The 10793-nt window shown below is 69.2% G+C and carries 10 protein-coding genes and 1 pseudogene; 5 read left to right on the forward strand and 6 right to left on the reverse strand.

The features are described from left to right. Positions 1-100: pseudogene (locus AB0M92_RS38820) on the forward strand (IS5/IS1182 family transposase); the annotation flags it as partial. Positions 101-396: 296 nt separating this feature from the next. Here AB0M92_RS38820 and AB0M92_RS38825 read toward each other — a convergent pair. Then, complete coding sequence (locus AB0M92_RS38825; RefSeq protein WP_366107108.1) at positions 397-939, reverse strand: TIGR04222 domain-containing membrane protein; 543 nt, start codon at positions 937-939, stop codon at positions 397-399. A 371-nt stretch (positions 940-1310) separates the two neighbouring features. After that, positions 1311-1625 carry a hypothetical protein gene (locus tag AB0M92_RS38830; RefSeq protein WP_366107109.1) on the reverse strand — a complete coding sequence of 105 codons (315 nt, stop codon included), beginning with the start codon at positions 1623-1625 and terminating at the stop codon, positions 1311-1313. Between the two features lie 359 nt (positions 1626-1984). Here AB0M92_RS38830 and AB0M92_RS38835 point away from each other — a divergent pair, with 359 nt between their 5' ends. Further along, positions 1985-2806, forward strand: coding sequence for an aminoglycoside phosphotransferase (locus AB0M92_RS38835; protein WP_366107110.1), 822 nt, complete (start codon positions 1985-1987; stop codon positions 2804-2806). A 1266-nt stretch (positions 2807-4072) separates the two neighbouring features. On the opposite strand, the gene AB0M92_RS38840 is transcribed toward AB0M92_RS38835, so the two are convergent. Further along, positions 4073-4210 carry a hypothetical protein gene (locus AB0M92_RS38840; RefSeq protein ID WP_366107111.1) on the reverse strand — a complete coding sequence of 46 codons (138 nt, stop codon included), beginning with the start codon at positions 4208-4210 and terminating at the stop codon, positions 4073-4075. A gap of 605 nt (positions 4211-4815) precedes the next feature. On the opposite strand from AB0M92_RS38840, the gene AB0M92_RS38845 reads away from it, so the two are divergent. Next, positions 4816-5889: a M23 family metallopeptidase gene (locus AB0M92_RS38845; protein ID WP_366107112.1), complete on the forward strand. Its 1074-nt coding sequence runs from the start codon at positions 4816-4818 to the stop codon at positions 5887-5889. Positions 5890-6528: 639 nt separating this feature from the next. On the opposite strand, the gene AB0M92_RS38850 is transcribed toward AB0M92_RS38845, so the two are convergent. After that, positions 6529-6756 (reverse strand): aldo/keto reductase, encoded by a 228-nt coding sequence (locus tag AB0M92_RS38850; RefSeq protein ID WP_366107113.1) that lies wholly within the window; start codon positions 6754-6756, stop codon positions 6529-6531. Between the two features lie 651 nt (positions 6757-7407). Here AB0M92_RS38850 and AB0M92_RS38855 point away from each other — a divergent pair. Both AB0M92_RS38855 and AB0M92_RS38860 read left to right on the forward strand, forming a co-directional pair. Beyond that, a complete protein-coding gene (locus AB0M92_RS38855; protein WP_366107114.1) occupies positions 7408-8010 on the forward strand; it encodes a hypothetical protein in 603 nt (200 codons plus the stop codon). A gap of 28 nt (positions 8011-8038) precedes the next feature. Then, on the forward strand, positions 8039-8431 hold the full coding sequence (locus AB0M92_RS38860) for a hypothetical protein (RefSeq protein ID WP_366107115.1): 393 nt from the start codon (positions 8039-8041) through the stop codon (positions 8429-8431). A 170-nt stretch (positions 8432-8601) separates the two neighbouring features. On the opposite strand, the gene AB0M92_RS38865 is transcribed toward AB0M92_RS38860, so the two are convergent. Further along, positions 8602-9693, reverse strand: a complete 1092-nt coding sequence (locus tag AB0M92_RS38865; protein ID WP_366107116.1) for a histidine kinase — start codon at positions 9691-9693, stop codon at positions 8602-8604. Positions 9694-9866: 173 nt separating this feature from the next. After that, positions 9867-10523, reverse strand: coding sequence for a response regulator transcription factor (locus AB0M92_RS38870; RefSeq protein WP_366107117.1), 657 nt, complete (start codon positions 10521-10523; stop codon positions 9867-9869). Positions 10524-10793: the final 270 nt, after the last annotated feature.

Genomic DNA, 10793 nt, shown 5'->3' on the forward strand with positions numbered 1-10793 from the left:
GAACTGGAAGATCCTCCGCGACTGCCGCCAGAAAGGAGACGGCCTCCACCACGCCGTCCAAGCCGTCGCCACCATGCACAACCTCGCCATGACACAGTGAAACAACAGGTCAAAAGCCACTCAGGCCCGCCCACGACAGACCTTCTGCAACACCCTTTAGAGCAGCTGGGTCAGCGGATCCGAAGTCACTGTCCGCTCCGCCGCCGACCTGCTCCGCACGGCAAAGGGCCGCATGGAGTGACGGCGCGGCTGCCGGCTCCGGCCAGAGCGGCGTGGTGACGCGGCGGGCGCGCAGGGAAGCATGCCGGGTGTGTCCTGCTCGGGAGCCACGAGGACGTGCCGTCCTCCCTGCGCCCGGCCGGCCGGAGCTGACCGTGAACGAGCCTGTGAACGTTTCTACTCGTCGGAGTCGTAGCCCTGGTGCGGGCGACTGTGCCCTGGCGCCGGCCTTCGCGTGCGCGGGGCCGGACGGGGCCGGGGGCGGGGCGGATCGGCGGGTCGTGGCACCCTCTGGTCCAGGCTGCCGGTCCCGAGCAGGACGTGTTCCGGGACGCGCGGGTCGAGCCCTGCCGCCTGCAGATGTCGTCTGCCCCCGCGAGTCAGTCGGCGGTCCGCGCCTTTCACCAGACCCCATGCGGCGAGCCGACGGGCGATCTCGTAGGCCTCCCGGGAGCGCTCCATATCGGCTCGTACGGCGTCGACGCTCTTTGCGCGGCCGCAGTATGTGTACACACGTCGCTCCACCGCATGCCCAGGCGTTTCCCCTTCCACCGTTCGCACGCGCGCGTCGTGCACCACGAGCAGACCACGCCTGTTCAGCGCGACGACCGCACTGTCCGCCACCCGCACCGCTCCGCCTGCCAGGAACGCGATGTCGTACACATCCAGATTCCTGAGCTGCTCCGAGCCTTTCGATAACCGCTCGAACACCCACCGCATTCCAGCCCCCGATCGCCGGCTTCGCCCGCCGCCAGTATCACTTGACGGGATGACACCCAGCCCCCTCGCGGCCGCTTCGGAGCAACACTTGAGCCTTGCAGCATGGTGAACGATGCTCGGCTGCGCTCGGCCCGTGCCGCGTACCCCGCGCCCGGAATCGGGGAGGTCGGGCAGCCGCGACGGTTCCCGGCCTGCCCGGGCGCCGGAGGGGCGGACGTGTCGTGCGTGAACTCGTCCAGGTCTCCCGCGCCCCCAGGCCGATGACTGGTCTGAGGAACAGCCCGACTGGCCCGTATCCTGATGAGGCCGCTCCGCCCGCTCGGCTGAGGCTCACCAGCACGCACGAGCCGGGGAGCAGGGAAGTGGGGCAGTCAGCGAGCCGAACCGCTCATGCGCCTGAGGGCGCCCACACTCGACCAGGCGCTGCCGAGGATCACGAGCCCCCCGATGACGAACACCACGTTCGACGTGGTCGAATTGTCAGACTTCTGCTCTTCCAGGTTCTTGCTCCCGGTCTGCTTGCCATGTGAGTAGCTGACGCAGGTGTCGCCCGCCGACATCTTCTCGCCGCCGCACTCGTCAGAGGAACCCTGGAATCCGAGCCAGACGAGCGCCGCGCCGATGGCAAGGAAGACAAGACTCGCCAGGAGGTCCTGCGCGGGGGTGTTCTCTCTGCGTGAAGCCATGACTTCCAGCCTTCCATCCGTGGGTATGGGGTTCTGACCACGAAGGTGGTCCCGGCCAGGGCGGCAGTACAGGTCACGCAACCGGCCATTGGTGACCGGCGGCCACCAGACTGTGCTGCCCGCGGAGCCGGCCGTGCCGGGCCATTTCTGGCAACGCCGGGCGTGCACGGGTTGGCCGTGCCGGCGGTAGGTTCCCGCCATGACGCTGCTGCTTGCGGAGTTCAGGCGCCCGTCTCCCGGGCCCACGTCCAAGCCGCCGCCGGGCGGACCGTCCACCGGGCCGCCGACCAGGCCGGACAAGAATCCGCCCTTCCCGCCGAACAACTCGCAGCAGCCCAGGCCGGGGAGCTGACCGTCTCATGTACGTGGACCGGCTCCCGTTCGAGGAGTTGCCAGCGCCCACCCGGGCCGCGGTCGTGGCCCGGGTCGGGGAGGACTGCCCTCGGGTCGAGGTGGAGAACGGCACGAGCTCGGCGTTCGCCTGCTGGGCGTGGCCGCCGGCGGACGCCGGCCCGCGGATGGTGTTCCTGAAGGGGCTGCCGGTCGCTCACGAGCGGATCGGCGAGCTGCGGACCGAGGTCGCCGTGGCCCCGTTCCTGCCGCCGAGCGCACCGCGGCTGCTGTGGCACGAGGAGGCGGGCGGCTGGCTCGTGGTCTGCTTCGAGGGGTTGAGCGCGTCGGCGTGGACGTACTTCGGCGACGACGGCGAGCATCTGGAGTCGGTCGCCTCCGTCCTGCGGGAGCTGAGCGGGCGCCGGGCGCCGGACGTGGTGCGGCGCACCGCGTGGGAGAAGTGGGGCCAGTACTGCAATCCCTGCGACGAACCCCTCCTGACGGGGGACCGGCTTGCGCACTGCGATCCCGCGGCCTCCAACTTCATGGTCGAGCGCGACGGCCGGGTGCGGATGATCGACTGGGCTTGGGTCTCGCGCGCGCCCGCCTGGCTGGACACGGCACTGTGGGGGTTCCGCCTGGTCCTGGATGGCGGTCAGACGCCCGAGCAGGCCGCCCGCAGGTGCGCGAAGGTGCCGGCGTTCACGCAGGCCTCCCGTGAGGCGGTGACTGTCCTCACCGAGGCCGAAGCCCGCTGGTGGGAGGCCTGGCAGGAATACGGAAAGGCTGACCTGCAACGGACGGTGAGCGCCGCCCGCGCCTGGGCCGGCTACTGGGCCTCCCCGTAGGGAGCCCGCGGTGGAGCTCCCCCGTCCAGCGCACCAGCGACGGTGAAACGAGCAAGGTGCTCAGGAGAACCACCCTCTCGGTCATCCGGATGCAGGCCACGGCGCGTCGCCGTGGGCTGGCACGCTGCCAGTGCCAGCGGCTCCACGCGGGCAGGTTCCGAGGACAGAGGAGCAACGGTGATGAACAGCGCAGCGGACACGATGCCGGAGACCTGTACGGCCAGGACCACGCCCCCGATCGCACTGGATCCGATCGAGATGCCGGATCCCCGACGGGATTCCTGGGCAGGGACGTTCTGCGTCTTCTGCATGGGTACCTGCATGAGCACGACGGCGGAGAAGTCGCCGCCGCGCCCCCCGCGGGCCCGGCCAGCCACGGTGAGCCGCCTCTAGGGTCGCGAAGCACGGCAGCGAGGCGGGGAGTTCGGTGAGGGCGCCCCAGGTCTCCCGCGGACTCGTAAGCGCAGTCGCGGTTGTTGCGGGAGGCCAGGGTGTCGGGGTGGTCGTGGCATGCCGCCCACCGTGCCGCGCCGCAGCCGGCCCGCGGAGATCACCTACAGCGAGCCTCCGGCCGTGGAGCGTCCGGAGCGCCAGATGGGTGAGTAGCGAGCAAGCATGTGGAGGGTGCTGAGGGTGCCACAGTGCACTCGCCACCGTCGTAGTGGGATTTGCCGCCTGCATGCCGCGACATGCACGCAGAGGACCCTGCGCTCCGGACACGGCTCAACCCCCTGCCTCTGGAGCCGTACGCGCGCCTGGCCTGCATGCCTGAGGCCCCCTTCCAGAAGGCCGCGCTCCGCGCCCACCCGCCCACCAACTACCCGTCCACGCGGCTGGCTTGCACCTACCCAGCTTGCTCCGGCCTGCCAGGGGGTGTCCGCAGAGTCCCGCCTGCCCCGCGGCGCCCGGCACGCGCTCTCGCCGCACCGGGCGAAATCCCGAGTACGTCCAGTACACGGGCTTCCGCCCGGCACGCCGAGAGCACGCACCGGACACCGCGGGCCCGCCCTGCGGGCGGACGCCGCCACTTTGCGGACACCCCCTAGCGCCGCGCCTGCGCGCCCGGGAGGGGACGAGCGGTCCAGCCCGTGGTCCCTCACGTTTCATACCGCTCTCTGCCGTCCGACGGGACGCCGCCGCGATGCAGGGCGTGGACTCACCGCACGGAACCACAGGCCCGCGACGGTGCCTCAGCTGAAGGACCCCGGTCCGCAGACGGGGGAGTGGGCCCAGATTCGCGGCGTGGTGGGCGGCGAACGCCGAACGTCATGCGCGTGATCTCCCCGTCGCTTCGATGTCGGCTTCCTGGGCCAGGCCGGTGAAGTGCCGGCGCGCGCCGGTCATCAGCCCGGCGCCCTTGGGCGAGGTCTCGGACAGGTTGTACTGGGCGAGGATCCGGGTCATGGCGTCGAAGTCGGCGGCAGTGATGTGGCCGTCGTGGTCATGGTCGTGACCGAAAGCGGCGAATCGTGCGGCTCCGTAGGGGTGCGGGGCGCGGGGCGAGGAGCTGGGCCCCCCACAACCCGATGTAGCCCACCGTGACAGTCGATTACGTTGAGTGCCTTTAGGGGTGGGGGTGTCACCCGGGCGTCGCGCCCCTCCGGCAGTCGCTGCGGACAGCCTGGGCCAGGCTAGCCCCTGTGTCCGTTTCGTGCTCAAATGAGTGTAGGTGCCAGTTGGGGTGCGGGGCTTGCCTCCGGCGGGTCAGTGCGGTGAACCACATGAAGTACCTGGCGAGCGAGGTCGGTTGAGCCCCGATGGGCGGCCCGGCGGCGGAGAAGTGCCTTACCTGGGAAGTGCCTGCCAAGACGCGTAGCCATCGGGAGTAGCAAATGGGCAGGAAAGTGATCAAGGCCCGCGGGTGGGCCACTGCGGCAGTCGCTTTGCTCGTGAGCTCGGGCGCCGTTGTCGCCCCCACAGCAGCGGCGAACGTACCGACCGCAGCCCCTTCACCCTCGCCACGCGGCGGACAGACCACGCTCACACCGATCGTCGCATCCTCCACCACTGTGCCCATTCCCGTCCGTGGATCCGACGGCAAGCTGCACCTCGCGTATGAACTCACCATGGTCAACGAGCTCGCGCAGCCGGCCACGCTGACCTCGGTTTCCGTGCAGGACCCCCACACCGGGCGCACGCTGCTGAAGCTCGCCGGGGACTCCCTCAGAGCCGCGTACAGGCCGACGGGCGGAAGTCCCGGCGCCGCACCGAGCGACCGGCTTTCCGCCGGGCAACAGGGCCGCGTATGGCTGGATGTGATCGTCCCGGACGGCACGTCGTTCCCGTTGCGCCTCACCCACAGCATCTCGGCGACGTTTTCTGAGCCGGACAGTGTCGTCCCCCAAAACCTCACGGAGCCGGTTGCCCCGCTTTCGGTTCCCGACCGGCACGCAGTCGTCCTGAACTCGCCGCTCGATGGCGCACGCTGGATCGACGGCAACGGATGCTGCAACGAGGTCACTGCCCATCGGGCTGCCGGGAACCCGTTGAACGGGGAAGCCCGGTTCGCCGAACGATTCGCCGTCGACTTCGTGCAACTGGACTCAAAGAGCCGGACCTACACCGGCCCGGTCGACGAGTTGAGCAGTTACCGCTTCTACGGCGCCCCTGTGAAGTCGGCCGCAGCAGGACGGGTCGTCTCGATCGTCGACAACCTGCCCGATGAGAAGCCGGGAAAGGATCCCGAAAACCTCCCCCTCGACGCGTACCCCGGAAACCATGTCGTGGAAAAACTCTCCACAGGCGAGTACGTCCTGTACGCACACCTGAAACCGGGCTCGATCAAAGGCCGAGTGCACGTCGGACAGGAACTCTCGGCTGGGGTGCAGATCGGCCAACTTGGGAACTCGGGCAACAGCGATGGTCCCCATCTCCACTTCCAAGTGATGGACGGGCCGGAGCCGCTCGCCGCCAACGGGCTCCCCTTCGTCTTCTCCGCCATGACTCTGCAGGGCAACATCACTGGAGATCCCAACGACCTCTCCAAGAGTTCGGGCAACATCACCCCCGCGCCGTCCAGCCTCACCGACGCCGACAACACGATGCCCCTCTATCGGAATGAAGTGACCTTCCCCTCCACGTAGGGCAGAGGACTGTCACCAGGGAGAGTTCGGGGGCGTGACAGCCGCACCACCGCGCAGACGGTGCCTGCTGCACGCTCGGAAGTTGCCCACCCTGGGGGCTGCCGTCGTCACGCCTTTCGCAGGTGCCGGCCTGGCGCCCTCACTGTCACTGGTCCCGCGTACGGTCTGCGCATGGCTGATCAGAGAACTACCAGATGCGGGGCAGGCTCGCGGGGAGTTCGGTGAGGGCCCGGTCCTGCGCGTCGGTGGCGGCGCATTTCGCCGAGGCGGGCCAGGAGGAGGGAGCGGAGGACGATGAGGCGCCACCAGGGGACGGCGTAGTCGGAAGTGTGCTCGTACGATCCCGCCCGGTCGAAGACAAGTCGTCCCTAGGCGTCGAGGGCGAGGGCGGGGTTCGGCCGCGGGGGCTCCGGGCGGCGAGGATCCAGCGGCGGAATTCCACGGCTAAGTGGCGCAGGCGGTGCTCCAGGTTCTCGTTCGGGCATGTGGCGGGGAAGCAGACCGTGAGGTTCGTGGTGAAGCCGTCGGTGGTGTCGCCGAACTGGATCAGTGCCCTTCCGATGACGGTGCAGTCGGCCAGGAACTTGGGAAAGGAGCTCGGCGGTCCGTGTGCGTGTCCTGGTCGAAACGACCACTGTCTCAGAATTCCTCGTGGGTGTCGGGGTCCATTGTTTCCTGGGTGCCGGCGAGCGAGGCGAGGGCCTTGTGGTCTTCGTGCGTCAGCCGGAAGTCGAAGACGTCCAGGTTCTCTGCGAGGCGCCTGGGGCGCACCGTCTTGGGGATCGGCACCAGCCCGTTGTCGAGGTGCCAGCGCAGCACGGTCTGGCCCGCGGTCCTGCCGTGGCTCTCGGCGACGCGGCGCGTCACGGGCTCTTCCAGGAGGGTCCCGCCGTGGCCGAGTGGTCCCCAGGACTGCAGGAGGATGCCCTTGTCCGCGGCGCACCGCCGCCAGGGCGTCTGCGTCAGGCACGGGTTGATCTGGACCAAAGGAGTGGCCGGCGTGTGCAGTGAGGGAGGCGATGGTAGTGCGGGCGTCATCGCCGCAGACCTTCAGTGGGTGGGCTGCGGGGTTCCAGCGATTGAAGTCCTGACAACGCATCATGTGTGATGCCTGCCGCGGCGGTCAGCCCTCTGACGCGGAGGTGTGGGGCGCAGCGGCTTGCCCGTATCCCCGTGCGTTCGGACAGTTTCCTGTGCAGCCCGGAACGGCGGCCCTCAACGCTGTCGGGGGCCGCGAGGCAATCCAGGGAAGGGCTGTGCGGAGCAGGCGTGCGATTGCCCCCGCTGTTCGGCGGGGGTGTTCCCGCTGTTCGGGGGATGGCGGGTCGTAACGACTGCCGCCGATGATCATCAAGCAGGTCCGCTCGCCGAGTGTCCGGCTCAATCCGGCTCTCAGGCTGTGGGGCATCTGCCCTGCCCCCGGCGCATGGCCCGGGGTGCAAACGCCGCTCCGCGACCCCGCGCTTACCGAAAGCACGCGATCGCGGCTGCTTCACTGCACGTTAGGGAATATTCAGCATGTCCGCTTTCATCAACTCCCACAGTGGTGCCCCGCTGCGCCGCCGCGCCGCCGCTGTGGCCCTCCTCGCCGCCTCCGCGGTCCTCGCCACGACCGGCGCCGCACATGCTGCGGCAGTGGCGCCGGCTGTCCCGTCCTCCTCCCTCGTCCTGGCCACGGTCGGGGCTCAGGAGGAGATGGCGGGTACCGATGAGCAGAACCTGGCCGGCATCGAGGAGGCGCTGAAACTCATCAGTGCGATCCCCGACGAAGTGCTGGCGCAGGGAGACGCGGCGACCGTTCAGTGGCTGGAGGAACACGACTCGGTGAAGGCCGAGGGCGGCCGCCACAAGCGCTCCTTCAGCGCTGGCGGCTGTGCACGCGGCATCCTCCTCGCTGTGGGCTCCAACATCTTCGCCCTCGGCAAGGTCTACAAGGTGAAGAAGGCCATCGACAAGCTCGGTGGTGCCGCGAAGATCGTCAACAAGATCCGGTCGAAGAAGAAGATGGGCAAGACGTTCAAGAAGGGGATCGCCGAGATCTTCGAAGAGGCGGGCTCGGGGCTCGGCGGCATCGCCGCGGAGATCCTCGGCGTCGACGGGGTCATCAAGAACTGCTGGTGAAACAGCGCAAGAAGGAACGGCTGGTGAGATGAACATGCACACCACTGCAGCCATCGTGCGCTGGGTGTCTCTCGGTGCAGGGGCCCTCGTGCTCGTCGCCTTCGCCGTATTCGCCGTGCGGAGATATCGAGCGGGAACCCGCTGCGGCGAACTGCTGGAGCTGATGGAGCGGGACTGGTTCACCGCAGGCAAAACGTTCCTCGCCGTGCTGGCGGGGCTCGCAGGCTCATGGACGGCCGCCTTGGTGGGCGGGGCACGCCCAGATGTGTGGGACGCGATACCCCTGCTCTTCCCCATGGCGCTCACCGCCGCCTTCACTGCCTCCCGTTTGACCGCGAGCGGCCTGACCCGGACGGTTCTGCGGGCACTGGTCCTGATCGCCGTGCCGTTTGCCCTTGGCACGGTAATGACGGGCTGGTGACGTTGGATCCGCTGTCAGAGCAACGGTCGGCCCGCCGTCCACTGGGGGATGGCGGGCCGACGGCACAGGGGTGCGGCTCGATTCGGTATGCGGCATCCGGGCCGGTCCCGCCCTCGAACCCTCGGTAGCGGGCATCGAAGCGGGCGGCCGGAGCCCCCGCCGCCTCCACGTCAGTGCCCACGGAGTCCGGGGCGGGGGTCTGGCTGGGGCAGCGGGTAGGAGGCCTCGACGGCGAATCCGCCGTCGAGGCCGGGTTCGGCGGTGAACTCGCCTCCCAGCAGACTGGCGCGTTCCGCCAGCCCCGACAGGCCCCGCCCTCCTCCCGGCATCCCGGGCGGCCGTGCCGGCCCTGCTGGAGGCCCGTTGCGGACCTCGATGCGCAGGCTGGCGGCTGTCACGGTGACGTCGACCTTCACCGTTGAACCTGGCGCGTGTTTGCCGATGTTGGTCAGAGCCTCCTGAACGGTGCGGTAGGCGGCGCGCTGCACGGTTTCGGGGACGTCCGGCCACTCTTCGGGCATCTCCAGTTGGACCGGCCCTCCGCTCATTCGTACGAGGTCGGCGAGGCCGGCCAGCCCTGGGCCGCAGGCATGGCCCGCGGCGGCTGGGTCTTCGGCTGGGCGCAGTACGCCGAGCATGTGGTGCAGCTCGGTGACGGTCTGGGCGGCCAACTCGTGGATCAGTTGGGCGCTGTCCTTGACGTTCTTGTCGTCGGGCTGGCCGACCTGGAGCGCACCGGCCTGGAGGCTGATCAGGCTGACCTTGTGGGACACGACGTCATGCATCTCCCGCGCGAGGGAGGAGCGTTCCGCCACCCGCACTTGTTCGGCCAGCAGCCGACTCTCCAGTTCTTGGCGTGCTTCTGCTTCTTTGAGCTGTTTCCACCGGGACCGCGCCGATCGGCCGATGACGACGGCGAGTATGGGCCCCGTACAGCACTCCAGGGGTGCGCTGGCGTCAAGGTTGTCCAGGCTGAACGCGAAGGACAGCTCGCCCGTAGCGGAGCCGGCCAGTCCGAAGACCACGGCGGTCACTGCTGCCGCTGCCCAGCCGACGACCACGGGGCCGCGGCGCGCGGCCACGTAGTACAGGGCGATCAGCGGTGTGAGGTTGAGGCACCCGAGGAAGTAGGCCGAAAGGGTGACCAGGAGCGCCACCTCCGGCACCGTGTTGCGCAGGAACAGTGAGCAGGTCGCGGCGACCGAGAGGCTGACGCTGGAAGCGGTATCACTCGTGAAGTCGGTCAGCAGGCTGTCGCACAAGGCCCCCAAGAGGGGCAGTCCACTTCTTGCCCGCCAGCCGCCCAACCGACTTCGCCCGCGCGCGGACGCGCCGCCGCTAGCCTTGCGCTCCGGCGCCAACGGCCGGGGATCCGCACCAACAGCCAGGGGAACCAGCCGGGGCCTACGCTCTGTGGATCGGAGGGCCGGACCGGTCACCTGCCGGTCCGCTCGGGCCGCAACAGCTTGGCCCGTTCGGCCAGGACTGCGGCTTGGACGCGGTTCAGGCCGCCCAGTTTCGCCAGGATCGCGCTGACGTGGTCCTTGACGGTTCCGTGCGCCAACTGCATGCGCGCGGCGATGTCACGGTTGGTGCATCCGGCACCCACCTGGGCGAGGACTTCGAGCTCGCGCCCGCTCAGCCGACCCACGCGTCGTGCCGCGTCGCCGTCGCCCCCGGCGAGGTAGCCGGCGATGACCGTCGTGGCCGCCTCAGGGGCCAGCACCGGGCCACCGCGCGCCAGCGTCCGCACCGCCTGGATCAGTTCCTCGGGACCCGAGTTCTTGAGCAGGAACCCCGTAGCCCCCGTCCGCAGCGCCTCCTCGACGTACTCGTCCAGGCCGAAGCCGGTCAGCATGGCCACCACCGGGGCTCCCGGCGCGGCGACGATGTGACGCAGGACGGACATGCCGTCGACCCCGGGCATCCGGATGTCGAGGAGCAAGACGTCCACGCGATGGGACAGGACCGCCGACACCGCACCTTCGCTGCCGCTTTCGACCACCACCCCGATGTCGTCGGCGGACTCCAGGATCGTCCGCAGTCCGACGCGGACCAGCGCTTCGTCGTCGACGACCGCGACTCGAATCACCCTCACTCCTCGCTGATGTGCTTCTGCTCCCAGGTACGACGGGAACGTAACGGGGGCACGCTGCCCCGGCCACCTGTGCCGCGGACCGCACTGCACGGCCATGCGGACATCCGGACCTGAGGGCGTCGTGGTGCCATGGGTCGGGCCGACGCTCGAAAGATCAATGGGGCACCGGCTAGTAGTGCTTTGTTAGGTGGTGTCGTAGGTCTGCCATGGGGCCGGTTGTCGGCAGGTGGGGCAGGTCCCGGTCCAGGTGGCGATGAGGTGTTG

This window comes from Streptomyces sp. NPDC051582, from assembly GCF_040681715.1.
Lineage (GTDB): Bacteria > Actinomycetota > Actinomycetes > Streptomycetales > Streptomycetaceae > Streptomyces.

Coding starts and splice junctions, on each gene's coding strand:
- AB0M92_RS38825 (WP_366107108.1), bottom strand. CDS start 939: ATGCGGTGGGTGTTCGAGCGGTTATCGAAAGGCTCGGAGCAGCTCAGG.
- AB0M92_RS38830 (WP_366107109.1), bottom strand. CDS start 1,625: ATGGCTTCACGCAGAGAGAACACCCCCGCGCAGGACCTCCTGGCGAGT.
- AB0M92_RS38835 (WP_366107110.1), top strand. CDS start 1,985: ATGTACGTGGACCGGCTCCCGTTCGAGGAGTTGCCAGCGCCCACCCGG.
- AB0M92_RS38840 (WP_366107111.1), bottom strand. CDS start 4,210: ATGACCCGGATCCTCGCCCAGTACAACCTGTCCGAGACCTCGCCCAAG.
- AB0M92_RS38855 (WP_366107114.1), top strand. CDS start 7,408: ATGTCCGCTTTCATCAACTCCCACAGTGGTGCCCCGCTGCGCCGCCGC.
- AB0M92_RS38860 (WP_366107115.1), top strand. CDS start 8,039: ATGAACATGCACACCACTGCAGCCATCGTGCGCTGGGTGTCTCTCGGT.